This window comes from Paenalicyclobacillus macrosporangiidus (genome assembly GCF_900116805.1).
Classification (GTDB): Bacteria; Bacillota; Bacilli; order Alicyclobacillales; family Alicyclobacillaceae; genus Alicyclobacillus_H; species Alicyclobacillus_H macrosporangiidus.
Map to the genome: position 1 here is coordinate 95493 of NZ_FPBV01000008.1, position 26884 is coordinate 122376.

Here is a 26884-nt window from a genome sequence, read left to right on the forward strand (position 1 = left end):
CACCTCACCGCAGTGCGTTCCGAACCGTCTCACCCATCTGTTCCGTCGAAAGCGCCGGTCCGCCGGCCGCGATGTCGGCCGTGCGCCAACCCTCCGCCAGCGTCCTCGCGATGGCCTGGCGCACCGCCTCCGCCTCCGCCCCGAGCCCGAAGCCGTAATCGAGCATCATGGCGACAGAGGCGAAAGTGGCCAGCGGATTCGCCAAACCTTTGCCCGCGATGTCGGGTGCCGAACCGTGGATGGGCTCGTACAAACCCGGCCCGCCGGAACCCAGGCTCGCCGAGGGCAACAGGCCGATGGAGCCTGTGATCATCGCCGCCTCGTCGCTGAGGATGTCCCCGAACATGTTCTCCGTGACTATCACGTCGAACTGCCGCGGGTTCTTCACCAGCTGCATGGCCGCGTTGTCCACCAACAGGTGGGTCAACTGCACGTCCGGGTACTCCGGCGCCAGGCGTTCGGCGATCTCCCGCCACACCCGGCTCGACTCGAGCACGTTGGCCTTGTCCACCGACGTCAGATGCCCGCGCCGCTGCCGCGCCAGCTCGAAGGCGAGGCGCAGGATGCGCTCAATCTCCTGTTCACTGTACACCAGGGTGTCGGACACCTCGATGCCGTGGTCTCCCTTTCGCCGCTCCTTCGGCCCGAAGTACAGGCCGCCGGTCAGTTCGCGGACGATGACGAAGTCCACCCCGTCCACGACCTCCGGTTTGAGGGTCGAAGCGCTGGCCAACGGCGGGTACACGGTGATGGGCCGCAGGTTCGCGAACACGCCCAACGCCTTCCGCAGCGCCAGCAGCCCCGCCTCCGGCCGCTGCGGCCCGGGCAGGCGGTCCCACTTGGGACCGCCCACCGCACCGAGCAACACCGCGTCGCTCTCGAGGCACGCCTTCAGCGTCTCCTCGGGCAGGGGCGTGCCGGTCTCGTCGATGGCGACGCCGCCGAGTTTCGCGTACGCAAAGTGAAATGTGTGGCCGAAGCGCTCGCCGACCGTCTCCAGGAGACGGACCGCCTCTCGGGTGACCTCCGGCCCGATGCCGTCCCCCGGCAACACCACGATGGTCTTTTCCATGCTGTTCCTCCTCAAGCGGTCGGTGATGCGGATGCCGCGACCTTGTCCTCCACCCGTTCCTTCAGCGCGGCGCGGTTGATGGCGTCCAAGAACGCCTTCGCGGAAGCGGACAGCACATCGTTGTCAATGCCTCGGCCGCTGCTCGTCACCCCGCGGTGTTGCACCTTCACGTACACCTCCGCCAGGGCGTCCTGTCCGCCCGTGGTGGACTGGATGCGGTAGTCAATCAGTTGCACCGGCTCGCCGAGAATGCGCTCGATGGTATTGTAGATCGCCTCGACGCTGCCGTTGCCGGTCGCCGCCTCGCGCACCACGGTGCCATCCGGCCGGCGGATGCCGAGGGTCGTGGTGGAGATGGAGTCCTGGCCGTAAAAGACGTTGAGGAACTCCAACTCGTACCGGGAAGCCATCGCTTCGCTGGACGACTCGAGGGCCAGCGCCAGGATGTCGTCGTCGGTGATCTCCTTCTTCTTCCCGGTGAGGTCCTTGAAGGCGCGGAAGAGCCGGTTGAACTCCTGCTCATCCAGCTGCAATCCCAGCTCCTTGCACTTCTCCCGCAGGGCGTGGCGGCCGGAATGTTTCCCGATGGCCATCACGTTGGACGTCAGGCCGATCATCTCCGGACGGATGATCTCGTACGTGAGCGGGTTCTTCAGCACCCCGTCCTGGTGGATGCCCGACTCGTGGGCGAAGGCGTTCGCCCCGACCACCGCTTTGTTGGGCGGGACCGCCATCCCCGTCAGCTTGCTGACCAAGCGGCTGGTGCGAATGGTCTGCTCCAAATGCAGGCCCGTCTCCGCCTGGAAGTAATCCTTGCGGATGGCGAGCGCCACCGCGACCTCCTCCAGGGACGTGTTGCCCGCGCGCTCGCCGATGCCGTTGACCGTGACCTCCACCTGGGACACCCCCGCCTGGATGGCCGACAGGGTGTTGATGACCGCCATCCCGAGGTCGTCGTGGCAGTGGGCGGACAGCTTGACGCGGTCGATGTTCGGCACGTGCTCCCGCACATAGCGGAAGAGGTTGCCGTATTCCTCGGGTGTGGTGTATCCCACCGTATCCGGCAGGTTGATCACCGTCGCGCCTGCGTCAATCACCCTCGTGATGAGCTTCACGAGGAAATCCCAGTCGCTTCGCGTCGCGTCCTCTGCCGACCACTCCACGTCCGCGCAGAACCGCTTCGCATACCGCACCGCCGCCACCGCCGTCTCGAGGGTCTCCTCCGGCGTGAGGTTCAGCTTGTGTTTCATGTGGATGGGAGAAGTGGCGATGAACACGTGGATGCGAGGGGACGCGGCCTCGCGCAGAGCGTCGCGCACCGCGTCGATGTCGCGCTCGGTCGATCTCGCCAAGCCCGCGATGGTACAGCTTTTGACCTGCCGGGCGATCAGTTGTACCGCCTCGAAATCCCCGCGGGAGGAGGCGGGGAACCCCGCCTCAATCACGTCGACGCCGTAGCGCGCCAATTGATGCGCGATCTCCAGCTTTTCGTGGATGTGCAGATTGACCCCGGCCGACTGCTCCCCATCCCGCAGCGTCGTGTCGAAGATCTCAATTTTGCGCACCGACGACCACTCTCCTCGCGCTGGATTTTCGCTGAATGAACGGCATCTTCTCCCGCAGCTCGCGGCCGACCACCTCGAGCGGGTGTTCGTTCTCGCGACGGTTGATGGCGTTGAACATCGGACGGCCGACCTGGTTCTCGAGGATCCACCCCTTGGCGAAGGCGCCCGACTGGATGTCCTCGAGGATCCGCCGCATCTCCTTCTTCGTCTCCTCCGTCACGACGCGCGGACCGGAGATGAAGTCGCCCCATTGGGCCGTGTCGGAACATGAGTAGCGCATGTACGCCAGACCGCCCTCGTAGATGAGATCGACAATCAACTTCATCTCATGCAAGCACTCGAAGTAAGCGATCTCGGGCTGGTATCCGGCTTTCACGAGCGTCTCGAAGCCCGCCTTGATAAGCGAGGACAGGCCGCCGCACAACACCGCCTGTTCGCCGAACAGGTCGGTCTCGGTCTCCTCTTTGAACGTCGTCTCAATCACCGCCGCACGTCCGGCGCCGATGGCCTTCGCGTACGCCAACGACAGTTCCTTCGCCCGTCCGGTGGCGTTCTGATGGACGGCGATCAGCGCCGGCACGCCGCCCCCTTCCTCATACACGCGGCGCACCAGGTGCCCCGGTCCCTTCGGCGCCACCATGAAGACGTCGACATCGCTCGGCGGCACAATCTGCGTGAAGTGGATGTTGAAGCCGTGCGCGAACGCAATTGCCTTGCCGGGCGCCAGGCCGGGTTCAATTTCATCGCGGTACACCGCCGGCTGTTTCTCGTCCGGCAACAGCACCATGATGACGTCCGCGAGATTGGCGGCGTCTGCCACAGAGTACACCTCGAACCCATCTTCGGCCGCCTGGTCCCAGGAGCGGCCCTTGCGCAGGCCGACGATGACCTCGATGCCGCTGTCGCGCAGGTTCTGTGCGTGGGCGTGGCCTTGCGAACCGTAGCCGATGATCGCCACCCGCTTCCCGCGAAGCGCGTCGAGCGTGATGTCCTTGTCAAAGTACATGTTGGCCATAAGAAATCCTCCTCCGAATGGGCGGGGCGCCTTGCCCGGGCCCAGCGTGTATGATGATGGGAAATCTGTTTTGAACGGGTTCAATTAAATGGATAGGACGCGGTTGCGGTACGGCCGCGGGGCTTCCGCCGCCACGTCGGTGCCGCGCACGAACGCCGTGAGGCCGGTGCGGGCCAGCTCCTTGATGCCGTACGGATGCAGCAGGAAGATCAAGGCATCCACCTTCTCCGGGCTGCCCACCGCCTGGATGGTGACCGTGTCGCGGCTGACGTCGATGATGGAGGCGCGAAAAGGCTCAATCAGCGCGGTCAGCTCGGAACGGGTCTGCAGCGGGCTGTTCACCCGGATGAGGACCAGTTCGCGGGCGACGATGGGCTGGTCGGTGATGTCCGACACCTTGAGGACGTCAATCTGCTTGTGCAACTGTTTGATGACCTGCTCGGCCGTGCGTTCATCGTCCACGTCGAGCACGATGGTCATCCGCGACTGACCCTCCGTCTCCGACGTCCCGACCGTCAGGCTCTGGATGTTGAACCCGCGGCGCAGAAACAGGCCGGTGATGCGGTTGAGCACGCCGGAACGGTTGTTGACGACCACGGAGAGAATGCGGTTCACGGCGTCACCCCCACCATTTCGTGCAGTCCTTTGCCCGGCGGCACCATCGGATACACGTTCTCGCCGGGCGTCACCCAGCAGTCCACCAACACCGGCCCCGGTTCCGCCAGGGCGCGCCGCAGGACTTCGCTGGCTTCCGAAGGGGTCTTCGCCCGGTACCCGGGGATCTGATAAGCTTCCGCCAGTTTCACCAGATCCGGGAGATTCGGAATGATGGAGTGCGCGTAGCGCCCCTGGTAGAACAACTCCTGCCACTGGCGCACCATGCCGAGCGCCTGGTTGTTGACGATGATGACCTTCACCGGCAGGTTGTACTCCTTGAGCAAGGCCAGCTCCTGCATGGTCATCTGGAACCCGCCGTCGCCGAGCACCGCCACCACGAGCGCGTCCGGACGCCCCAGCTGCGCCCCGATGGCCGCCGGCAATCCGAAGCCCATGGTCCCGAGTCCCCCCGAGGTGACCCAACGGTGCGGCTCCTCCAGGGGGTAGAACTGGGCCGCCCACATCTGATGCTGCCCGACATCCGTGACGACGATGGCGCCGCCGCCGGTGAATTCGTGGATCATCTGAATCAACCGCTGCGGCTTCAACTCCCGGTCGCTGTCGTGGTACCAGAACGGCCGCTGCCGTTTGGCCTCGCCGAGCTCCGCCAGCCACTCGGCGACGTCCCCCGGCTCGGGCCGTTCCTCGAGCAACATCTTCAACGCCTCGCCCGCGTCGCCCACCACCGGGATGTCCGTCGGCACGTTCTTCCCAATCTCCGCGGGATCGATGTCGATATGCGCCACCGTCGCGGACTTCGCGAAATGCTCCAGGCTGCCGGTCAAGCGGTCATCGAAGCGCGCGCCGATGTTGATCAGCAGATCCGCCTCGTACAGCGCTTTGTTGGCGGCGTACGAGCCGTGCATGCCGCCCATCCCGAGAAACAGCGGGTGGCTCGCTGGGAAACCGCCCAGTCCCAGCAGGGTGTTGACCACCGGCAACTGCGCCCGCTCGGCGAATTCGCGAAGCAGGTCCTGGGCGCGCGCGTGCAGCACTCCGGCCCCCGCCAGCAGCACCGGTTTCTTGGCCGTACGGATGGCGTCCAGCACCTTGCGAATCTGCATGCGGTGCGGGATCACCGTCGGCTGATAGCCGGGCAGATGCACCTCTTCCTGGTCTTCAAACCAGCCCATCGCGTTCGAGACATCCTTCGGAATGTCCACCAGCACCGGACCGGGCCGCCCCGTCGTCGCGATGTGAAACGCCTCGCGGATGATGCGGGGGAGCTCCGACACGTCGCGCACTTGGTAGTTGTGCTTCGTTATCGGCATCGTGATGCCGATGATGGATGCCTCTTGAAACGCATCGCTGCCGATGACCTGGGTGGCCACCTGGCCGGTGAACACGACCAACGGCAGCGAATCCAGCATGGCGTCGGCGATCCCGGTGACCAAGTTGGTCGCCCCCGGCCCCGACGTGGCGATGACCACGCCCGGCTTTCCCGTCACCCGGGCGTATCCCTCGGCCGCATGGATGCAGCCCTGCTCGTGGCGGGCAAGGATGTGCGGGATCCCCCCGTCGTAGAGCGCGTCGTAAATCGTCAACACAGCTCCGCCGGGATAGCCGAAGATGACTTCGACTCCCTCCCGCTTCAGCGCTTCGACGAGCATTCGGGATCCGTTCATCAACGGTTTCACCGAGGTGCAGGTCTTTGCCGATGGTTTCAGATCGACACCCATACAACTCCCCTCCTCATCCCGTATTGCGCGCCGGTCCCGGCGCGTCAGACCTTTAAAATACCGCCTGTGTTCGCGGAGGTCACCAATTTTTGATAGCGAGCCAAGTAGCCGCTTCTCACCTTCGGCTCCGGCGGCTGCCAGGCCGCCCTCCGGCGCGCCAGCTCCTCCTCGGGGAGCAGGACGTCGATACGCCGGTTCGGCAGGTCAATCACGATGCGATCCCCGTTTTCCAAGAGCGCCAGGGGACCGCCCTCGGCCGCCTCCGGGGAGATGTGGCCGACCGCGATCCCGCGCGTGGCGCCGGAAAACCGCCCGTCGGTGATGAGGGCCACCTTCGTCCCCAGCCCCCGGCCGACGATGGACGACGTCGGAGCCAACATCTCTGGCATACCCGGCCCGCCCTTCGGGCCCTCGTACCGGATGACCACCACGTGTCCCTCGCGCACCTCGCCGCTATCGATGCCCTGTTGGGCCTCCTCCTGCGAGTTGTATATGATAGCCTCGCCTTCAAAGCGCTGGATCGACGGATCGACCGCACCCACTTTGATGACGGCCCCGTCCGGCGCCAGGTTGCCGTACAGGATGGACAGACCGCCGACCGGGCTGTAGGGATTTTCCTTGCGGCGGATGACCCGCTCGTCGAGGATCTCCGCGTCTGCCACATTTTCCGCGAGGGTCTTGCCGGTGACGGTGATGCGATCCCCGTGGAGCAGCCCCGGGATGGACAGCAGTTCCTTGATGATGGCGCTGATCCCGCCGGCGCGGTGCACATCCTGGATGGAGTACTCCGATGCCGGGCTGATCTTGGCCAGGTACGGCACCCGTTCTGCCACCTGATTGATGCGCCGCAGGTCGTATTCGATGCCCGCCTCGTTGGCGATGGCCAACAGGTGCAGCACGGTGTTGGTCGACCCGCCCATCGCCATGTCGAGCGCGAACGCGTCGTCAATCGCTTCGGCGGTGATGATGTCCCGCGGCCGGATATCCTGTTGCACCATGCGGATCAGGTGCTTCGCTGCGTCGAGGATGAGCTGGTAGCGGTCTTTCGAGGTCGCGACGATGGTCCCGTTGCCGGGGAGGGCGATACCGAGCATCTCCATGATGCAGTTCATCGAGTTCGCGGTGAACATGCCGGAACAGGATCCACAGGTCGGACAGGCCAGCGTCTCCAGCTCTTGCAGGTCTTCCGCCGAGATGCGCCCCGCCTGGTAGGCGCCCACGCCCTCGAACACCGACGACAGGGACAGCGTCCTGCCGCTGCGGGATCGCCCGGCCTCCATCGGGCCACCGGAGACGAACACCGCCGGCACGTTCGTCCGCACCGCGGCCAACAACATCCCCGGGGTGATCTTGTCGCAGTTCGGGATGTAGAACACACCGTCAAACCAGTGGGCGTTGATCATCGTCTCGGCGGAGTCGGCGATGAGCTCACGGCTCGGCAGGGAGTAGCGCATGCCAATGTGGCCCATGGCGATGCCGTCGTCCACGCCGATGGTGTTGAACTCAAACGGGATGCCGCCCGCCTCCCGGATGGCCTCCTTGACCATCTTGCCCATCTCCTGCAGATGGACGTGGCCCGGGACGATGTCCACGTAGGAGTTGCACACGCCGATGAATGGTTTGGGCAGATCGGAGGGCTTCACGCCCGTCGCGTACAGGAGGCTGCGGTGGGGGGCGCGATCGACCCCTTTCTTAATCATGTCGCTGCGCATAAGAACCTGGTCCCGCCTTTCTCCACTCGGTCACTGGATTCACCGGGCAGCTCGTGGGCCGCCATCCGGTCAGGTCACCGGCTGCCGTTCCGGGTACACCTTGACGCCGTCCGTCACGGCGCGCTTGCGGAACTCGGCCAACAGCTCATGGGTGATGGACCCCGGTTTGCCGTCGCCAATCACGCGGCCGTCCACCTTGATGACGGGGACAATCTCGGCGGCCGTACCGGTGAGAAACACCTCATCCGCGGTGTACACGTCGTGGCGGGTGAAGGGCTCTTCCTTCACCACATACCCCAGCTCGCGGGCAATTTCGATGATGGCGTTCCGCGTGATGCCCTCCAGGGCGCCGAGATACGCGGGCGGGGTCCACAGGACGCGGTTGCGCACGATGAAGACGTTGTCCCCGGAGCACTCGGCGACGTATCCCTCCGTGTTGAGCGTCAGGGCCTCGCCGGCTCCGGCCAAACTGGCCTCGATGCGGATGAGGATGTTGTTCAGGTAGTTCAGCGACTTCACTTTCGGGTTGAGGATGTCCGAACGGTTGCGGCGGGTGGCGACCGTCACCACTTCCATCCCGCGTTCATAGAATTCCTTCGGATACAGGGCCAATTGTTCGGCGATCACGATGACGTTCGGCTCCTTGCAGCTCGCAGGATCCAGGCCCAGGTTGCCGACGCCCCGCGAGACGACCAGGCGGATGTACGCATTCTCGAGGTTGTTCTTGCGTACGGTGTCCACAACGATTTTTTCCATCTCTTCCATTGAATAAGGGATGGTGAGGAGGATCGCTTGCGCGGAGTCGTAGAGTCGCACGAGGTGCTCCCGCAGCCGGTAGATGTTTCCGCCGTACGCGCGAATGCCTTCAAAGATGCCGTCGCCGTACAGAAAACCGTGGTCGTAGACGGAGACTTTTGCGTCCTCTTTGGTCACGAACGCCCCATTCATGAAGATCCACTGCGTCGCCTGCGTCACCGTTTCCACACTCCCAAGTCATGTTCGTTCCCCGCCACAGTGCCGTTACCACGAAAAATGTCCGAATGTTCCAAAGAAAGGCGTTTGCCGGGAGCAGTCCCGTCGCCCGTCCGCTTGGAACCCTTCGAACGCTCGCGAGTGTAGCAAGAAGCTGTGGTTTGTTCGTGATTGTAAGTCGGTTTCAAAAGCATGTCAATGTACGAATGAGCCTGGCGACCGAATGTAAGCGATTACGAGATTTTTTCGTAAACGCTTACTTTCTTGCCAGGCTTGGAAATCGTCAGACTTCGAAATTTTTTGCGCCACCTGCGCCAACGGCGGGCGGATCCGCCCGCTCCATCCGTAGACGCGCGCCGCGCCCCCAGCGTTCGGCGGGCTTGACCGACCACCGCCGGCCTCCGCCGGCCACTCAGCGGGACGTCGTGTCCCCGGAACCACGCGGGCCCCTTCCGAGGGCCCGCCGCAGCATGTGGCGATACCGCAGCATCGGGCCGTCCGACGGCACGTGCACCTCGTCCTGCATCTGGAACGGTGCGCGCCGCGGCCGCAGCGACTCGACGATGCGCTGATCCTCCTCGAGCACGTGCAGTGTGTGGGACAGGTGGTGTTCATCCATCAGCGCGGCGTCGTGGGCGAAGTTGCGCAAACACATGCCAAAAATCCACGTCGTCTCCTCGTCCGCCGGCGTGAAGGTGAGGAAGGGCTCCTGCCCGTGCACCGTCACACGGCACGGCCCCGGGCGCACCTCCTCCGTCAAGGCCACCGCGTACCAGGCTTCCCGCAGCATCCCGCATCCCTCCCGCGCAGGGTGATGATGATATGCGTATGCGCGATTGCGGACACGGGCGCGGACAGGAGCCCAGGATGCCGCCGGAGGGACACGGGGAGGGGACGCGAGCGGCAGCGGCCTTACGGCGCCTCGCCCTCGTCCTGCCAGAGCAGCGCGTACACCGCGGCGGGGCCGTGGATGCCCACCGTCCCGTCCCCCTCGATGTCGGACGAGCGGCTCGGGCCCGTGATGAAGTTGACGGACGAAGGGATGCCCGCGGCATTGGCGGCGACCTGCGCCAGCGCCTCGCCGAGACGCGTGTACAGCCGGCTCACCGGGACCAAGGCGATGTGCACCGGCGGCAGAAGGCTGACGGACCGGCCCTGCTGCGGCGACGTCACCACGGCGATGGTCCCCGTGTCGGCCACCGCGAAGGCGCACCCTGTGATGCCGACGTCCACCTGGGCGAACCGCTCCACCACCTGGCGGCGATCCGCCTCCGCGCCCGTCCACTGGACGACGTCGTAGCCGCTGAGCACGTCCTCCAGCCCGTGCTCCGTCACCCACTCCGGCCCCCAGGTACCTACGCGGGCAGGGGCCAACTGGGCGAGCAGCTCACGAAGCCCTTGGTGCAGCGCCGCCAAGCTGTCGAAGGCGCGCGCGTGGCCGCCCAATTTCTCCAACTCCACGATGAACTTATCCATCCGCTCGGGCAACGGCAACGCATACGTCTGCCAGAAGTCCGGTGCACCAATCTCTTCGCGCGGCGGCGCCTCGGCCAGGGGCGTGGACCGGCCCAGCCGCCCGGCAATCCGCTTGAGAAAGTCGGCCTCGTTCACCGCTCAGCCCCTCCTTTGCCGCCGTCGTCCGCCCGCGATGGATCCGCCTGCCGCCTATCCACTGCGGCCGGCTGCCCGACGGCCTCCCGGTCCAGCGCCCGCTCTTCCAATTCGGGCGCCAGGCGCTTCCACCGCTCGCGGAACGGCACAGGGTCCAGTGCGGGCGCATGGCGGCTGTGCGTCCAGCCGAACAGCGGTCCGAACGTCGATTCGATGTACCCCTGCCGGACCAAGGGCCGCTGGGCGGTGCGCGCCAGGCGCATCACAAAGCGGTAGCGGCCCGGGCTGGAAAACGCCTGGCGAAAGCCGCGGAACGCGAAGCGTTCGGCAGCCTTCACCCGTCCTTCGCGGACATTGCGCCTGCGCAGCCGGACCAGCATGTCGTGCAGCGGGATCTTGACCGGGCACGCCTCGAAGCACGCCCCGCAGAGGCTGGAGGCGTACGGCAGGTCGGCGTACTCCGAACCCTGATTGAGCAGCGGCGTCAGGACCGCGCCAATCGGCCCCGAATACACGGCCCCGTACGCGTGCCCGCCAATTTGCCGGTACACCGGACACACATTCAAACAGGCGCCGCAGCGGATGCAGTGCAGCACCTCCTGAAAATCGGGATCGCCCAGTTGAGACGACCGGTTGTTGTCGAGGATGACGACGTGCAGCTCGTCCGGTCCGTCCAGCTCGCCGGGGCGGCGCGGCCCCGTGATCATGCTCATGTACGCCGTCAGCTTCTGGCCCGTGCCCGCGCGCGGCAGGAGATTGGCCATCACCTCCAGGTCGGCGAACGTCGGCAACAGGCGCTCCATCCCCATCATCACGATGTGCACGGGCGGCAGCGTCGTCACCATCCGGCCGTTTCCCTCGTTCGTGAACAGCACGACCGTTCCCGACTCCGCAATGGCGAAGTTGCACCCGGTGATGCCGATGTCGGCGCTCAAAAACTTCTCCCGCAGCTGCCTCCGGGCGAACCCCGCCAACGAGGGGGTGTCTGTGCCGAGCCCCTCGCCGCCGGCCCGCATGAAGAGATCGCGGATCTGCTCCCGGTTCTTGTGAATCGCCGGCGCGATGATGTGGGACGGCCCCTCGCCCGCGAGCTGAATGATGTACTCGCCGAGGTCCGTCTCCACCACCTCGGCCCCCAGCGCCTCGAGATGGCGGTTGATGTGCACCTCTTCCGAGACCATCGACTTCGATTTCACGATCAACTTGGCCTTTTTCTCCTCGACGATCCCGCTGACAACGCGGGCCGCCTCCGCGGCGTCGGCGGCGAAGTACACCTTGCCGCCGCGTGCGCGGACCTGATCGGCGAACTGCTTGAGATAGTAATCCAGATGCGCCACCGTGTGCGCGCGGATCCGCCGGCCCCGTTCGCGCCAATCCTCCCAGCGCCCGAGTTCTTCCGACGCCTTCAACTTGTTGTTCTTGAGCCGGGCGGTGGTGAAGCGAACCGCCTTGCGCAAGAATTCGTCCTGCAGAGCGTGGTGTGCCCGCTCCATCACGGTTGTTCGGCGCCCGTCCTCCATCACACCACGACCTTTCCAATCCGCATGCCTTCATACAACAGCTGCGCCAGATGCAGCACCCGCACCGGTTTTCCCTGATGGCGCAGCCGCCCGCCGATGTTCATCAGGCACCCCATGTCCGTGCCGACCAGAACCTCCGCGCCGGTCTCCAGGACATGCTCGACCTTCTCATCCACCATCGCCGTGGACACCTCGTGCATCTTGACGGCGAAAGTCCCGCCGAATCCGCAGCAATCGCTGGCGCCCGGGAGATCGACCAACTGCAAATCACGCACGCGGCGCAGGAGCCGCAAGGGTTCATCGCGGACCCCGAGCAGGCGGGAGCCGTGGCACGACGGGTGGTAGGTGACCCGGTACGGAAACTGGGCTCCGAGATCCTCGACACCCAGGACGTTCACCAGGAACTGGGAGAATTCATAGGTCTTCTTGGCCAGTTCGTGGGCCCGCCAGGCCAGCGCCGGGTCGTCGGCGAACAATTCCGCATAGCAGTGATGAATCATCCCCACACAGGACCCCGAGGGCGACACGACGTAATCGGCGTCCGCAAACGCATCCAGGAGATTCTTCGCCACCTCCCGCGCCTCGTCGGCGTAGCCGCTGTTGAACGCCGGTTGTCCGCAGCAGGTCTGTCCCTCCGGGAATTCCATGTGCACACCGTGCGCCGCAAGGATCCGCGCCATCGCCTCCCCCACGTCCGGGAAGAAGTTATCCACCAGACACGTGATGAACAGTGCAACCTTCAAGCTCTCTTCCCCCTCGCGCCCCGGAGCCGGGCGCGTGTCCCATCGTTCGGCCTCTAGTGTGAGCCAAGTCCAGGAAAACTGCAATGGTCATATGCGGGAAGACAGCTTATGAAATCGGTTTACCCGCAATCCCCTGCGCGCTCGCCCGCAATCTCCGCCACGACTCGGCCAACAAACCCCAGTCGGCGCTGAGGGCCACCCAGGTGACCCCCCGCTCCAGCCACGCGCGCGCAGATGCCCCGTCCCGGGCGAAGATGGCCACCGGCAGATGCTGCTCGCGCACCGTTCGAATCGCCCCGTTCAGCGCCTCCGTCACCGCGGGGTGATCCATCTGCCCGGGCACCCCCAGATCAACGGACAGGTCGTAGGGGCCGAGGAACACGCCGCTCACCCCGGGGATGTCGCAGTAATGGGGCAGTGCCTCAAATTGGGCCCGGGATTCTGCCATCACCCACACCTGGGTGTCGGCGTTCGACTTGGCAGCGAACTCGGCGCCTCCGATGCGGCCGAATCCGGCCGCGGCCACGAACGGGTTGCTTCCCCGGTGCCCCTGCGGCGGGAACTTCACCCGTTCCATCACCCGAGCAATGTCCTCCGGAGACGGAGAACCCGCGACAATCACCCCGGTCAGACCGTGATCGAACACCGGTGCCAAATGCAGGGCGTCTTCCACCGGACAGCGCACGAACACGTCGATGCCCTGGGCCGCGTCGATGAATTGGGTCATCCGGTCCACCGGGTAGGTGCCGTGCTCAGCATCCAACACGACGAAGTCCAGGCCGGCCGCTGCGGCGACGCGGACCACGGCGGGGTCATGGCCGAGCAGGAAGGTGCCGAAGCGCCGCGTCTCCACGCCTTCTGCGTGAGGGTTTCGATGGGTGTGTGTCATCCAGGTTCCTCCTCCACGGATCCGGGGGGCGCCGCGCCCTTGTGAGGGATGAGCGCGGGCCCCCCGATGTCTCATGACGAAAGGGTGACGAGGCCGACGGACCCGTCGTGTACGTCGTTCAATGCAGGTTCTGCGCCGCCTCCAGGTGGGTCGACACAGCGTGTTCCTTGCGCAGGGACAAGACCAACAGGGTGCACAGGACGAGGAACGCGGCCATCACATACAGACCAATCTGCGTGCTGCCGGTCGCCTGCTTCACATACCCAAGGATGTACGGGCCGACGAAGCCGCCGAGGTTGCCGACCGAGTTGACGATGGCGATGCCGACGGCAGCCGTGGCCTCCGTCAGGAACAGGTTCGGCAGTGCCCAGAAGGGTCCATAGAAACTGTAAATGCCAAACACGCCGATGGTCAACAGGATGATGGATGCGGTCGGACTGTTCGTGGCCAGGCCCACCAACACCAGCGTGACCGCCCCGATGAGCGGCGGAATGGCGGTGTGCCAACGGCGTTCGAGCGTCTGGTCGGAGTGGCGGCCGTTGGCAATCATTCCGATTGCGCCGGCGATGTACGGGATCATGGTCAACAGGCCGACCGTGGTGTTCGAGAATTGCGTCGACAACGCCTTGACAATCTGGGGCAACCAGAAGTTGATCCCGTAAAACCCGGTGGTCAGGCAGAAGTAGACGGCGGCGAACAGCCACACGCGGCCGTTGGTGAACACTTGGCCGACGGTCAACTTCTCGCGGTTCATCTTCGCTTCGCGCTCTTTCTCCAACTCGCCGTTGAGCCAGTCCTTCTCCTCCTGCGTCAACCATTTGGCGCGGCTCGGACGGTCGGGCAGCAGGAACAAGGTCAGGACGCCGCAGACGACCGCCGGCAGGCCCTCCAGGATGTACAACCAGCGCCAGCTGCCCCAACCGAGCCAGTTCACGTGATCGAGGATCACCCCGGAGATGGGCGCGCCGATGATGTTCGACAGTGCAAGCGCTGTCATGAACAGGCCGACGGCTTTGGCCTGATCCCGCGTGCGGAACCAGTACGTGATGTAGAGAATCATGCCCGGGAAGAAACCGGCCTCCGCGACGCCGAGCAAGAACCGCAGGATGTACAGGTGCGTGACGTTTTCGACCGCGCCCGTCAACATGGCGACGATGCCCCAGGTGACGAGGATGCGGGCGATCCACACGCGTGCCCCCACCCGGTGCAGGATCATGTTGCTCGGGACTTCAAAGAGAAAGTAACCGATGAAGAAGATGCCAGAGACGAGGCCGAACGCCTCCGAGCTGATGGCCAGTGCCTTGTTCATCGTCAGCGCCGCGTAACTGGTGTTGGTGCGGTCGAGGAACGCGACGATGTACAGGATGATGATCCACGGGATGATGTGGTTCCGGACTTTCCGCGTCGCGCTCGCCGCCACTTCATCCACGGCAGTGGCATTCGCCATTCGGATACCCCCTTGTCCGGCAGAGCCGGTGATATAATACTCGAATAATAGCATGTTTTATTTGATTTCAACCACATTGAGAAACTCATGAAATGGTTCCTGCCCTGTGTGCGCGCATCAGACCGTCATCCTGTGCGGTTGGTCGCCCAGGACGGGAGCGGGTGGAGGGATACGTTTGCGGTTTGCAGAGAGAATGGCGAGACTCGGCACGGAGAACGCGTTTGAAGTGTTAGCGGAGGTGACCCGCCTGCGGGCCGAAGGGCGCGAGATCATCAGCTTCGCCATCGGCGAACCGGATTTCGACACTCCGGACCACATCAAGGAGGCGTGCATCCGCGCGCTCCGGGACAACCAGACCCACTACGCGCCGTCGGCCGGCATCCCCCAGTTGCGCCAGGTCATCGCCGAACACATCCGGGACACCCGCGGGATCGCGGCCGACCCCGAGGAGGTGGTCGTCACACCGGGGGCCAAGCCGATTCTCTATTTCGCCATCCACGCCCTCGTGGACCCGGGGGACGAGGTGATTTACCCGAATCCGGGGTTCCCCATCTACGAGTCGGTGATCCGCTTCGTCGGAGGCACCCCGGTCCCCCTGCCGCTCGTGGAGGAACGAGACTTCGCCTTCGACGCCGAGCGCCTGCGTTCCCTGGTGACGCCGCGCACGAAAATGATTATCCTCAACAGCCCCCACAACCCGACCGGCGGCCTGCTCTCCCGCGCCGATCTGGAGGTGGTGGCGGAACTGGCCGCGGCGCACGACCTGTGGGTGTTGTCGGATGAGATCTACAGCCGCATCGTCTACGACGGCCCGTTCACGAGTATCGCGTCCCTGCCCGGCATGAAGGAGCGGACCATCCTCCTCGACGGGTTTTCCAAGACGTACGCCATGACCGGATGGCGGCTCGGCTACGGGGTGATGCCGGCCGCGCTGGCCGAGGAGGTCGCGCGACTGGTCACCAACTCGGCGTCCTGCGTCAACACCTTCGTCCAATACGGGGGCATCGCCGCCCTCACCGGCCCCCAAGAGCCCGTCGACCGCATGGTCGCCGAGTTCCGGGCGCGCCGAAAAATGATGGTGGACGGACTCAACGCCATCCCGGGCGTCTCCTGCCGCGCCCCCGGCGGCGCGTTCTACGTGTATCCGAACGTGACCCGGGCCTGTCAACGCCTCGGCCTGGCGGACGGCCGGGCGCTGCAGCAGTACCTGTTGCACGAGCACGGCGTGGCGGTGCTCCCGCGGACGGCGTTCGGGTCCCGGGCGGCAGAGGAAACCGAGGAATACGTGCGCCTGTCCTACGCGACGTCGCGGGAGAACATCGAGCGGGGCCTCGCCCGCATCCGGAACGCGCTCGCGCCCTGAACCTGGGCGCATCGCGCATCGGACGCGGGCCGGGACCCGCGTCCTTCCGCCGTCACATGAATCGGCCGCCATCCACCTTGACGATCTCGCCGGTGACGAACGCGGCATTCGCCAGCGCGGACACCACCTCGGCGACGTCCTCCGGTGTGGCGGCGCGCCGCAGTGGCGTGTCCGACGCGAGGCGCTGAACGTGGTCGTCGTGGCCCTCGACCCAGCGCGTCATGACGATCCCGGGCGCGACACCGTTGACCCGCACCTCCGGCGCCAACACCCGCGCCAAGGACTTGGTGACGCTGATGGCGGCCGCCTTCGACGCCGCGTAGGCGATGGAACTGCCGAGTCCCGTCAATCCGGCCACCGACACCACGTTCACCATCGCCCCGCGTGCCTGCCGCAGCGCTGGCGCCGCGGCCCGGGCGCAGTGGAACAGACCCTTGACATTCACGTCCCACACCCGATCCCAGTGCGCATCGGTCAACCCTTCCAGGTCGGCGTGATCGACATAGTCGGTGGTACCGGCGTTGTTGACCAGGACGTCGATGCGCTCAAACGCCTCCATCACCTGAGTGACCATCGCACGCACCTGGAGGTCATCCGCCACGTCCGCCCGTAGCACCAAGGCCGGCACCCCAAGCGCGCGGACCTCGGCCGCGGTCGCCTCCGCATCCGCCTCCGAACGTGAATAATTCACCACCACGCCCATGCCCTGGCGGGCGAACGCCAATGCGCAGGCGCGCCCAATGCCGGTCCCTCCCCCCGTGATGAGAGCGATTTTCCGTGTCAAGCGCCTCTCCCCCTCCAGCAAGATGGATCTGTCGCTACCCGGTCCCGGGCCGGGACGCCCCGGCCGCCGGCGGGAGACCCTTCCCGCACACAGAGGCCTCAGGACGGGTTAGACAAGTCTACATATTTGATTTCGACAATCTTGCCGTCTTTCACCTGCACCACGTTGTATCCGTGCAATCCGTCGCCGTGTTCGTCGAAGTTGTACACGCCCTCCGCACCGTGATAATCATGTGTACCCAGCAGCCCCTGACGGATCTGATCCGGCGACGTCATGACGCGCAAAGCAAATGAGGCCGGCGCCCGTATCCGGGAACGCCGGCCCGCATCCTCTCGGTTTTGTCCACATCTCACGCCGAGGCGAACTGAAGGAACTTTTGGACCACTTGGTCAATAAACGCAATGGTGGCCTCGTCGGTCAGACCGTCCTCGGAAAACTTGTCCTGCGCGAACGGGATGAGGATCTCGTTCCCGCCCGGCGGCAGCGTACGGGCAGCCACCCCCGGCGACGCGAGGATCTCCCGCAGGTGCAGCTGTGCGCGCACGGTACCGACCATGCCTGTCGTTGCCCCCGCCACGAGCACCGGTTTGCCGTTCATTACCTTGTCGCCTCTCGACAACCAGTCGAGGGCGTTTTTCAATACGCCCGGGATGGACCAGTTGTACTCGGGCGTCACCAGCAGCACCGTGTCCGTCTTGGCGATCCGGCGCTTGAACGCCTTCACCGGCTCCGGAGGGTTCAGCTCCTGGTCCTGGTTGAAATAAGGCAGGTTGGCGATGTCCGCGATCTCGATGTCCCACGTCCCTTGGTACCGCGCCTGCATCCAACGCGCCAAGCGCATGTTGTACGACGCCTGACGAAGGCTGCCCACCAATGCAACGCCACGCATGACCGTCATCAGCCCTGTTTCACCGCTTCAATTTCCAAGGACACCTGAACCTGGTCCCCGACCAGCACGCCGCCCGTCTCCAGCGCCGCGTTCCATTTCAGGCCGTAGTCGCTCCGGTTGATGGTCCCGTTGGCGCTGAATCCAGCGCGGATGCCGCCCCACGGATCCTTGCCCTGGCCCTCGTATGTCACCAGGAACGTCTCCGGACGCGTCACACCGCGGATGGTCAGGTCACCGGTCACCTCGTACTCGCCTTCGCTCTTCTTGACGATGCGGGTGGCCTTGAACGTCATCTTCGGATGGTTCTCGGCGTCGAAGAAATCGGCCCCGCGCAGGTGGTTGTCCCGGTCCTCGTTGCGCGTGTCCACGCTGGCGACGTCCACCGTAAACTCGATGTGGGCTGTGGTGAGATCCTCCGGATCCGCCTCAATGACCGCGTCAAAGGTATGGAAGGTTCCTTTTACGCGGGAGATCACCATGTGCTTGATGCTGAAATCGACACTGCTGTGGGCGGGGTCAATCTTCCACTGCGATTTGGCCATGGTCCATCCTCCTTATACTTACAAAATCGAACTTGCTCACAAAATTACAGACCCTATCGGGAGTATGCCATCGGCTGAAGAGATTGTCAAGCTGCCCCCTTACCGACACAATCTTCCCTGTTCGTGTCGGTCTCAAACCGTCGCGCGGGCTGGGCGCGCGCGGCGGCGCCACCGGTGAAGACCGACGCCCGCCAGGCCAAACAGCACCGGGGCGAGGCACCACCACCACATGGTCACATCCTGGTACAACCATCCGGCCAAGAGCGCGGGTACGATGGCCAGTGCGAACGGTACCGTCGACCATAACGGCCGCCACCACAGGAGGAATCCCCCCAACAAGAGCATGACGGCGAAGATCATGCCGGCTCCGCCGTCTCCCTCCAACTGCGGGATGGCGTTTCCCACCCCCACGGCCGCGATGGCGTACGACTGCAACCCAATCCAGACCGCGGCCAACACGCAGAACAGCCCGGCGAATCCGTTGACCAGATGCCTCCACCACACCTCTGCCGCCTCCTTTCTCTCGTTCCATTCATTGTATCAAGCCAACGCATCGCATCCTGTCGAAGCGTGCAAGTCCGCCGCACGCAGCAGGAGGGCACGGGGAACCCCGTGCCCTCCTGGAAAATCGGGAAACCGCCGCACCGGCCTGACGTCTGCATCTCAATTTCCGTACGGGGAAGAGGGGCGGGTCTGGCCGCTGGCACTCGACGCAGACTGCATGTCCGTCAAAGTCACCTTGAGGCTCAACCGCTCGCTGCCTCGGTATACCGTCAGCGTCACCTGGTCGCCGGGCTGATGCTCAAACAAGTTGGTGCGAAGATCGGCGATATTCTGCACGGTCTTCCCGTCGATGGCGACGATCACGTCTTGCGCCTTCAACCCGGCTTGTTGGGCCTGCGTGGAGGTCACGGCGCGCACCCAGACCCCGTAGTTCACCGGGACATTGGGCTGATAGGCGTCGGGCAGGCTCGCCAGCGAATAGCCTTCGATGCCGAGCGCCGGGTGGTTGGCGTGTCCGGTCTTCAGTATCTGGTACGCGATCTTGACGACTTGATTGGAAGGAATGGCGAATCCCATGCCTTCCACGCCTTGGGCGACGATCTTGCTGCTGTTGATTCCAATCACCTGACCGGCGATGTTCAGGAGCGGTCCGCCGCTGTTGCCCGGGTTGATGGCGGCGTCCGTCTGGATGACCGTCTGATAGTTGAGGGTCTCCTGGGTCTGCTCGTCCTGCACCGGCATGACCCGTTTCGGCGCGCTGATGATGCCGGAGGTCACGGTATCCGCGAAGTCGAGCCCCATCGGCGTGCCGATGGCGATGGCGGGTTCGCCGGCCTGCAGATTGTCGGAGTTCCCGAAGGTCACCGGGGTGATGTCTTGAACGTTGGAAACCGCCACCTTCAACACCGCCAGATCGGTGTACGGGTCGGTACCGACGACGGTGGCCGGCACGTGTTTCCCGGAATTGAGCACAATCTCCACCTTGTCGGCCCCTTCCACCACGTGGTTGTTGGTGACGACATATCCAGACTGACTGTCCTTATAGAAGAGGACGCCGGTGCCCACACCGCTCTCCTGCGACTGATCCGAGGTTGCGAAAAACGGGTTCTGGTTCTGGGTGTAGTCGACGACGCCGACCACCGCCGGCTCCACCTTTTTGACTACCTGTTCGATATCGCTCGACACGTCGACATTGGCAACGGTCGGTATCACGTTCTGGGATACGCTCGTGCCTGCGGTCGTGCTGCCCGCCGACGGAGCGGCCGCAGACGGCGACAGGCGGGTCACCGCCAGGGTCGCAGCGGAACCGACGAGCGCCGACAGAACGACCACACTGGCCCAGCGCAGCATGGATGGTTTCAAAGTGGTTCACCCCTCCCGGTTCGTCGGTTTCTATTATGCCGTCCCTTCCTTGAAATTTGATTGAATCATATTATGTCACCTACGGTACCCAACTTGAGTTTTTGCCAGCCGTCCGATATCATTGGGATAGTCATGGTTAGCAGCCAAGCATTTGGAGTGCTAACAACCTCACGGCAGACACTCTTCATTCACGATTCGCCGGTTTGGTTGGAGATGTTCACAATCTTGACCAGCGGAGGGATGTGAAATGAAGGCGTTGTTGTTGGCCGGCGGATTAGGAACACGTTTGCGTCCTCTCACCGAACACCTGCCCAAACCGATGGCCCCGGTCATGGACCGGCCATGGCTCGAGCACCTCATCGAGCACCTCAGACGACAAGGCATTGACGAATTTGTGATCGCAGTCAAACACCACGCAGGGGTGATTGAACGACGGCTGGGGGACGGCCGGCGCCTCGGCGTTCGGATCACGTACAGCCGTGAACCGGGCCTGTTGGGGACGGCCGGCGCCATTAAACACGCAGAGCCACTGCTCAGCGAGCGCTTCCTCGTGCTTAACGCGGACATCATTCATCTCACCCGCCTCGTTCCACTGCTCGAATTCCATCGAAACACCGGAGCTCAAGTCACCATCGGGCTCACCGAGGTCGACGATCCCAGCCAGTACGGCGTGGTTGAGCAGACCTGGGACGGCCGAATCCTGCGGTTTGTCGAAAAACCCCCGCGCGCCCTCGCCCCCTCGAGGCGCGTCAACGCGGGCATCTACGTGATGGAAAAGGAAGTGCTTCGCCACATTCCGGCCGGGCGTGAGGTGTCCATCGAACGAGAGACCTTCCCTCACCTCATTCAATCCGGTGTCCCGGTGTACGGTGCGCCCGTGGAAGGGTACTGGCTCGACATGGGAACCCTGGGCCGTTACCTCGGGCTGCACCGGGACGTGTTGGACGGCCGGATCCGGTTACCCTGGATGCCAACGCCCAAGAGACCGGGCATCTGGATTGGCGAAAACGCGCAGATCCATCCCACGGCGCGATTGGAACCACCCGTTTGGGTGGGGGCCGGCGCACGCATCGGCGCGGGATGTGTCGTCGGACCGTACGGGGTCGTCGGTGCAGGGGCGGAGTTGCTCAGCCATACCCAGATTTCTAACGCCGTCGTCCTGCCCCGCACCCAGGCGAGTGGAATCACAGCAATTGGAAATGCTATTGTCGGCCCGGATTTTCATGCAGCGCTGCAACCCGTCGGTGCGGCGCAGAACGAGGGGGTGCTTCAACATTGACCCATGTGGCGTATGTCAGCACATACGTGCCCAAACGGTGCGGGTTGGCGACCTATACCGACCACCTGCGCCGGTATGTGCGCGATGCCGGGCGCGGCAGAGCGACAGACACGGTGGTCGCCATGGTGGACAACCACGAGGACGTGCGGGTGTACGACGCATCCGTGTGGTGCCTGCGGCGTGACACCCGCGAACATTACCAGCAGATGGCCCGCCGGGTGAACGAGGGACCGGCGGATGTCGTGTCCCTCCAGCACGAGTTCGGCATCTTTGGCGGCGACGCGGGGGCGCACATCCTCGACTTCGTGCGCGAGTTGCGAAAACCACTCGTGACGACGTTTCACACGGTGCTCGAGCGCCCGGGTGAACCGCACCGAAGGATCCAACAGGCGCTCGCGGAGCGCAGCGACCGCGTGGTCGTCATGAGCCGTTACGCGGTGTCGCTTCTGAACCAGATTTACGGCGTGCCGCGCGAGAAAATCGTGCACATTCCGCACGGGACCCCGGTCCCGGTGCCCGAGCGCCGGCATTGGGTCCGAAAGCAACTGGGCTGGGACGGCCGGCGCGTGGTGATGACCTTTGGCTTGCTCAGCCCGGGCAAGGGCATCGATCTGATCTTGCGCGCCCTGCCCGCGGTCATTCGCGACGTCCCCAACCTCCTGTACGCCATCGTCGGACAGACGCATCCGGAGGTCCGCAGGCGGGAGGGTGAAGCGTACCGCGAGCAGTTGCAGGACCTGGTGCAGCGACTGGGGATCCAGGACCATGTGGTGATGCTGGACCGGTACCTCTCCGAGGCGGAATTGGTGGATCACATTCTGGCGTGCGATCTGTACGTGACGCCGTATCCTGGCATGCAACAGATCACCTCCGGGACTCTCGCCTACGCCGTCGGGCTCGGTCGGCCTGTGCTCAGCACCCCGTATGTGTACGCCCGGGATCTGTTGGGAGGACTGGGTGAACTGCTCATCCCGTACGGGGATGTGGACGCCTGGAGTCAAGCCCTGGCCCGCATGTTGTCCGATCCCGCCGTCCTGCATCGGTACGAATGGCGCGTGCAGCAGATCGGGCGTGACATGTACTGGCCCCGTGTCGGAGAGGCGCACCTGCGCTTGTTTGAGGAATTGGCCCGCCGGAAGCGGCAGGCCGCGGCGGAGGGGAGCACCATTGCCTCCATTTCCCGTTGAATTCGCGCATCTGCGGCGCATGACGGACGACACGGGGCTCTTGGAACACGCGCTCGGAAGAATCCCGCGGCGGCGTGAGGGCTACTCGACGGACGACAATGCGCGGGCGCTCTGGGCGTGCGTGGAATGGATGCGGTACGGCAACCGTCTGAAGGCGCGCGAGGACGGGGCCGGCCACGGGATCGACCGCGAACTTCGCGGCCTCGGCGAACTGGCCGACGTGTATCTGTCGTATCTGGTGTGGGTACAGGGTACGGACGGATGGTTCCACAACAACGTCGCCTACGGCGGCGGATTTGAATCCGAAGAGCCGTCCTCGGACTGCCAGGGCCGCGTCCTGTGGGCGACCGCGGTGGCTGCCCTGGGGCTTCCCCGTGCGGATCAGTCCTGGGTGGCGCAAGGATTGTGCCGGACGGGATTCCGGGCACTCCATCGCATTCTCTACCCCCGCGGATGGGCGCACGCGCTCGCGGCGGCGGCCCTGTTGGTGCGCGAAGCCGACGGGATCGACCACCTGAGCGGGGAGTTTCGGGCCTGGGTGCGCGCGGAATTGCCGGAGGTCGTGCGGATGTTGACCGACCGCCTGATCGAATTGTACCGGCGCGAGTCCCGGCCCGGGTGGCACTGGTTCGAGCCGGTCATGACCTACAGCAACGGGGTTTTCCCGTGGGCGCTGTGGCACGCGTGGACAGTGCTGCAGGATGCGGCCGTCGAGCGGATCGCCCGCGACAGCCTGGCCTTCCTGCAGGAAAAGATGACCGCGCCGGAAGGGTGGATCCGCCCCATTGGCAACCAGGGCTGGTGCACACCGGAAGGCTGCAGCCAGTGGGACCAACAGCCGCTTGAGGTCATGAAGCTGGCGATGGCCTGCGGACAGGCGTACACCGCAACCGGTGATCCGCTGTACGCCGAGACGCTCACCCGGTGCCGGGACTGGTACCACGGTGCCAACGATCTCGGCGTCCCGGTCGCCGATCCGCAGGACGGGGCCTGTTTTGACGGACTCTGCGAACACGGTGTCAATACCAACTGCGGGGCGGAGTCCACGCTGTCATTCCTGATCACGGAGGCTTTGTATCACCAGTTGGGCCTCGCGGCGGGCCAGAACGCGGAGGTGCACACCGCGCAGGCCGACGGTCCGGATCGTCAAGCACGCGCCTCTGGGGTATGATGGAGGGGTTGCCGGGTGCGCGCAGCGGCTCGTGAGGATGTCCGGCCGTCCCGCACCCGCATCCTGGCCGGAGAGGGGGTGAGACAATTGGATCACGCGCGCATCGATTTCGAGCCGGTGAAGTTTCAACCGGTCCCGGTGGCCCGCCTGTGGGGCGGACACCGATTGAAATCCTGGTTCGGGGTAGACACGGATGAACCCATCGGCGAGTACTGGGTGCTCTCCGGCCATCCCAACGGGATGAGCGTGGCGGCTTCCGGTCCGTTTGCCGGCATGACGCTCGCAGAACTGGTGGAGCAATATCCGTCGGTTTACCTGGGCCACAGCCCGCAGCCGCGGTTCCCGCTCCTCATCAAGTTCATCGAGGCGTCCCAGGACCTGTCTGTGCAAGTGCATCCCGACGACGCCTACGCACAGCGGGTCGAGGGAGACTTCGGCAAGACCGAGGCCTGGTACATTCTCGAGTGCCCCCCGGACGGCCGGGTGATCTACGGCCATCAGTTCCGGTCCCAGGCGGACTACCGGGAGGCGGTGGAGGCCGGCCGCGTTCAGGAGAAGCTCCGGTGGCGGCCCATCCAGCCCGGGCAGGTGGTGTTCGTGCCGGCAGGTACCCTTCATGCCCTCCTCGCGGGCACCATCGTGGTCGAAGTGCAGCAGACGTCGGATGTCACGTACCGGGTCTACGACTGGGACCGCGTCGACGCGAACGGAAATCCCAGGCCACTGCACGTGGATAAGGCGGCCGACGTCCTTAATTTTGATCCGGACGATCCCGCCGCCCAGACGCACCCCGAGGCGGCCAACCCGGATGCATCCGCCGCCGGCGTGCCGGCACCCTGGCGACGGCTTGTCACCTGTCCATACTTTACGATGGACCACGTCCACTTGGACACCGGCACGCTTCCAGTCGAGAGCGGCCGCGCCGGAAACCCGGACATCCTGATTGCCATGGGCGGCTCCGGACGACTGTCCTGGCCGGGTGGCGACATGTCCATCCGGAGGGGAGATACCGTGCTCCTTCCCGCCACCTTGACCCAATACACCGTGGTGAACGATGACCGGCTGGAACTGTTGCGGGTGTTTTACTGATCTTTGCCCGCATTCCCTGACATTCCGTGTTGCCTGCACACAGAGCGGCTTATAATATGAAAACCGCAAACGGACCCCGTTCCGAAACTCTGTGTGCAAAGGTTGTTGTTCACCATGACCAAACAACACGATGTCCAGTTTCCGCTCGGCCCGTTTGTCCGGTATGAACACAACCCCATCCTGTCCCCGCAGGGGAATTCATGGGAAGCAAAAGATCTGTTCAACCCGGCCGCGGTGATCCGCAGCGACCAAGTCTATCTCTTCTATCGTGCCGAGGATCACACCGGCCCGGGCGAATGGAATGGCACGTCCCGGATTGGCCTGGCCGTCAGCCGGGACGGCGTCCACTTCGAGCGCCTGCCGCATCCGGTGGTGGAGCCGACCGAGCCCTACGAGCATCCAGGCGGGTGTGAGGACCCGCGCGTCGTCGGCATCGACGGGCTCTACTATATGACGTACACCGCTTTCGACGGTAAGACCGCTCGCCTGTGCCTCGCCACGTCGGAGGATCTCATCCACTGGCGAAAGCACGGACCCATGTTCGCAGACGGCGAGGGGGAGCACGCCCGGTGGTCGAAATCGGGGGCCATCGTCCCGCGCCGGTTCGGCGGCCGGCTGGTGATGTACTTCGGAGACACGGATATCTGGGTGGCGTTTTCCGAAGATGGACGGCATTGGACGCCGCGTCCGGAACCGGTCATCCGGCGCAACCCGGACGAGAAGGCGTTCGACAGCCTGTTGGTCGAACCCGGGCCGACGCCCGTGGTGACAGACGAAGGGATTCTGCTGATCTACAACGGCGCCCGCCGGATCCAGCACGGACCGGACGCCGGCAAGCCGTATTATGCCATCGGACAGGCGCTGTTCGCTCTGGACGATCCCGCGCGCCTCATCCGGCGGACGGAGACCCCCGTGTTTATTCCGGAGACGCAGCATGAGCTGCGCGGACAGGTCGACTTTGTGGTGTTCGCGGAAGGGCTTGTCCACTTTCGCGGAACCTGGTTTCTGTATTACGGCATGGCCGACAGTCATATCGGCGTCGCCCGCTATACGTCTCAGGCCACCCCAGCCGAGGACGAGGACGAGGCCGTCGCGGTCTGACTGCCGGGTATCCGGAGCAGGAGGCAAAGCGTGCCGGGTCCGGCACGCTTTGCTATTCAAAACAACCGCTTTTGCCCCTGATGCTCCTTGAGGATTTCCACCGCCTCGCGAAAACGCAGCGAATGCACAATCTCCCGCTCGCGCAAAAATTTCAACGCGTCCTGGATGTCAACGTCGTCCGTCAAATCAATCAGCCACTGGTACGTCGCACGCGCCTTTTCCTCCGCTGCGATGTCCTCGTACAAATCCGCAATCGGATCGCCCTTCGCCTGGATGTACGTTGCGGTCCACGGAACGCCCGCCGCGTTGTGATACGCCAGCGCATGGTCGTGGTCCGCAAAATGCTCACCGAGCCCCGCCGCCTTCAACTGTTCCGGCGTGGCGTCCTTGGTCAGCTTGTACACCATGGTGGCAATCATTTCGAGGTGGGCGAACTCCTCCGTCCCGATGTCGGTCAGCAGGCCGATCACCCGATCCGGGATGGAGTAGCGCTGGTTGAGATAGCGCAGGGCCGCCGCCAGCTCGCCGTCCGCGCCGCCGTACTGCTCAATCAAGTACTTGGCGAGCCGCGGATCACACTTGCTCACGCGCACCGGATACTGAAGCTTCTTTTCGTAAATCCACACAAGCATCCACCCCCGACGTTGTGGTCGTCAGGGATGGATATGCGAAAATGGATTGTACGTATTCTGACCCTCGCAAAAGCGGAATGGTTATCAAAATAAAGCAAT

At 64.4% G+C, this 26884-nt stretch carries 26 protein-coding genes; 6 read left to right on the plus strand and 20 right to left on the minus strand.

The window, feature by feature from the left end:
- Positions 1-4 precede the first annotated feature (4 nt).
- The 13 genes from leuB to BM357_RS08895 form a co-directional block, all read right to left on the minus strand.
- A complete protein-coding gene (leuB, locus tag BM357_RS08835) occupies positions 5-1072 on the minus strand; it encodes a 3-isopropylmalate dehydrogenase (RefSeq protein ID WP_074951816.1) in 1068 nt (355 codons plus the stop codon).
- 11 nt (positions 1073-1083) lie between these two features.
- Positions 1084-2637 (minus strand): 2-isopropylmalate synthase, encoded by a 1554-nt coding sequence (locus BM357_RS08840; protein ID WP_074951819.1) that lies wholly within the window; start codon positions 2635-2637, stop codon positions 1084-1086.
- Positions 2624-3652, minus strand: coding sequence for a ketol-acid reductoisomerase (gene ilvC, locus BM357_RS08845; protein ID WP_074951821.1), 1029 nt, complete (start codon positions 3650-3652; stop codon positions 2624-2626). The genes BM357_RS08840 and ilvC overlap by 14 nt, the downstream gene beginning before the upstream one ends.
- 84 nt (positions 3653-3736) lie before the next feature.
- Entirely contained in the window at positions 3737-4267 is a 531-nt protein-coding gene (gene ilvN / locus BM357_RS08850; RefSeq protein WP_074951824.1) for an acetolactate synthase small subunit, read from the minus strand.
- Positions 4264-5988, minus strand: a complete 1725-nt coding sequence (gene ilvB, locus BM357_RS08855) for an acetolactate synthase large subunit (RefSeq protein WP_074951827.1) — start codon at positions 5986-5988, stop codon at positions 4264-4266. Before ilvB ends, ilvN begins: the two co-directional genes overlap by 4 nt.
- 44 nt (positions 5989-6032) lie before the next feature.
- Positions 6033-7700 carry a dihydroxy-acid dehydratase gene (ilvD, locus tag BM357_RS08860; protein WP_074951830.1) on the minus strand — a complete coding sequence of 556 codons (1668 nt, stop codon included), beginning with the start codon at positions 7698-7700 and terminating at the stop codon, positions 6033-6035.
- Between the two features lie 69 nt (positions 7701-7769).
- Positions 7770-8675, minus strand: coding sequence for a branched-chain-amino-acid transaminase (gene ilvE, locus BM357_RS08865; protein WP_281245578.1), 906 nt, complete (start codon positions 8673-8675; stop codon positions 7770-7772).
- Positions 8676-9084: 409 nt separating this feature from the next.
- Positions 9085-9462, minus strand: coding sequence for a hypothetical protein (locus tag BM357_RS08870; RefSeq protein WP_074951833.1), 378 nt, complete (start codon positions 9460-9462; stop codon positions 9085-9087).
- Between the two features lie 122 nt (positions 9463-9584).
- Positions 9585-10283 (minus strand): LutC/YkgG family protein, encoded by a 699-nt coding sequence (locus BM357_RS08875; RefSeq protein ID WP_074951836.1) that lies wholly within the window; start codon positions 10281-10283, stop codon positions 9585-9587.
- Complete coding sequence (locus BM357_RS08880; protein ID WP_074951973.1) at positions 10280-11803, minus strand: LutB/LldF family L-lactate oxidation iron-sulfur protein; 1524 nt, start codon at positions 11801-11803, stop codon at positions 10280-10282. Before BM357_RS08880 ends, BM357_RS08875 begins: the two co-directional genes overlap by 4 nt.
- The gene (locus BM357_RS08885; protein ID WP_074951838.1) at positions 11803-12546 is read right to left on the minus strand and encodes a (Fe-S)-binding protein; all 744 of its coding nucleotides are present in this window, start codon (positions 12544-12546) and stop codon (positions 11803-11805) included. The genes BM357_RS08880 and BM357_RS08885 overlap by 1 nt, the downstream gene beginning before the upstream one ends.
- Before the next feature lie 106 nt (positions 12547-12652).
- Positions 12653-13435, minus strand: a complete 783-nt coding sequence (locus BM357_RS08890) for an HpcH/HpaI aldolase family protein (protein WP_074951841.1) — start codon at positions 13433-13435, stop codon at positions 12653-12655.
- Positions 13436-13553: 118 nt separating this feature from the next.
- The gene (locus BM357_RS08895) at positions 13554-14882 is read right to left on the minus strand and encodes an MFS transporter (protein ID WP_074951844.1); all 1329 of its coding nucleotides are present in this window, start codon (positions 14880-14882) and stop codon (positions 13554-13556) included.
- A gap of 175 nt (positions 14883-15057) precedes the next feature.
- Between BM357_RS08895 and BM357_RS08900 the strand changes: the two genes are divergently transcribed.
- Positions 15058-16245 (plus strand): pyridoxal phosphate-dependent aminotransferase, encoded by a 1188-nt coding sequence (locus tag BM357_RS08900; RefSeq protein ID WP_074951847.1) that lies wholly within the window; start codon positions 15058-15060, stop codon positions 16243-16245.
- Between the two features lie 52 nt (positions 16246-16297).
- On the opposite strand, the gene BM357_RS08905 is transcribed toward BM357_RS08900, so the two are convergent.
- From BM357_RS08905 to BM357_RS08925, 6 genes are all read right to left on the minus strand, one after another.
- On the minus strand, positions 16298-17029 hold the full coding sequence (locus BM357_RS08905; RefSeq protein ID WP_074951850.1) for an SDR family NAD(P)-dependent oxidoreductase: 732 nt from the start codon (positions 17027-17029) through the stop codon (positions 16298-16300).
- A gap of 98 nt (positions 17030-17127) precedes the next feature.
- The gene (locus BM357_RS19270) at positions 17128-17313 is read right to left on the minus strand and encodes a hypothetical protein (RefSeq protein WP_139234641.1); all 186 of its coding nucleotides are present in this window, start codon (positions 17311-17313) and stop codon (positions 17128-17130) included.
- Between the two features lie 65 nt (positions 17314-17378).
- Positions 17379-17927: an NADPH-dependent FMN reductase gene (locus BM357_RS08910; protein ID WP_342741612.1), complete on the minus strand. Its 549-nt coding sequence runs from the start codon at positions 17925-17927 to the stop codon at positions 17379-17381.
- Positions 17927-18460, minus strand: a complete 534-nt coding sequence (locus tag BM357_RS08915; protein ID WP_074951853.1) for a YceI family protein — start codon at positions 18458-18460, stop codon at positions 17927-17929. Before BM357_RS08915 ends, BM357_RS08910 begins: the two co-directional genes overlap by 1 nt.
- Before the next feature lie 132 nt (positions 18461-18592).
- The gene (locus tag BM357_RS08920) at positions 18593-18964 is read right to left on the minus strand and encodes a hypothetical protein (RefSeq protein ID WP_074951856.1); all 372 of its coding nucleotides are present in this window, start codon (positions 18962-18964) and stop codon (positions 18593-18595) included.
- A gap of 159 nt (positions 18965-19123) precedes the next feature.
- Positions 19124-20326: a S1C family serine protease gene (locus BM357_RS08925; protein WP_245783913.1), complete on the minus strand. Its 1203-nt coding sequence runs from the start codon at positions 20324-20326 to the stop codon at positions 19124-19126.
- Positions 20327-20573: 247 nt separating this feature from the next.
- On the opposite strand from BM357_RS08925, the gene BM357_RS08930 reads away from it, so the two are divergent.
- The 5 genes from BM357_RS08930 to BM357_RS08950 all read left to right on the plus strand — a co-directional run bounded on the left by BM357_RS08930 (position 20574) and on the right by BM357_RS08950 (position 26153).
- Positions 20574-21605 (plus strand): nucleotidyltransferase family protein, encoded by a 1032-nt coding sequence (locus BM357_RS08930; RefSeq protein ID WP_074951862.1) that lies wholly within the window; start codon positions 20574-20576, stop codon positions 21603-21605.
- A complete protein-coding gene (locus BM357_RS08935; protein ID WP_074951866.1) occupies positions 21602-22792 on the plus strand; it encodes a glycosyltransferase family 4 protein in 1191 nt (396 codons plus the stop codon). Before BM357_RS08930 ends, BM357_RS08935 begins: the two co-directional genes overlap by 4 nt.
- On the plus strand, positions 22773-23963 hold the full coding sequence (locus BM357_RS08940) for a hypothetical protein (protein ID WP_074951869.1): 1191 nt from the start codon (positions 22773-22775) through the stop codon (positions 23961-23963). The genes BM357_RS08935 and BM357_RS08940 overlap by 20 nt, the downstream gene beginning before the upstream one ends.
- Positions 23964-23978: 15 nt before the next feature.
- Positions 23979-25052, plus strand: a complete 1074-nt coding sequence (locus tag BM357_RS08945) for a type I phosphomannose isomerase catalytic subunit (protein WP_245783914.1) — start codon at positions 23979-23981, stop codon at positions 25050-25052.
- A 114-nt stretch (positions 25053-25166) separates the two neighbouring features.
- Positions 25167-26153, plus strand: a complete 987-nt coding sequence (locus tag BM357_RS08950; protein WP_245783915.1) for a glycoside hydrolase family 130 protein — start codon at positions 25167-25169, stop codon at positions 26151-26153.
- A gap of 56 nt (positions 26154-26209) precedes the next feature.
- Here BM357_RS08950 and BM357_RS08955 read toward each other — a convergent pair whose 3' ends face one another.
- Positions 26210-26779, minus strand: coding sequence for a manganese catalase family protein (locus BM357_RS08955; protein WP_074951872.1), 570 nt, complete (start codon positions 26777-26779; stop codon positions 26210-26212).
- Positions 26780-26884 lie beyond the last annotated feature (105 nt).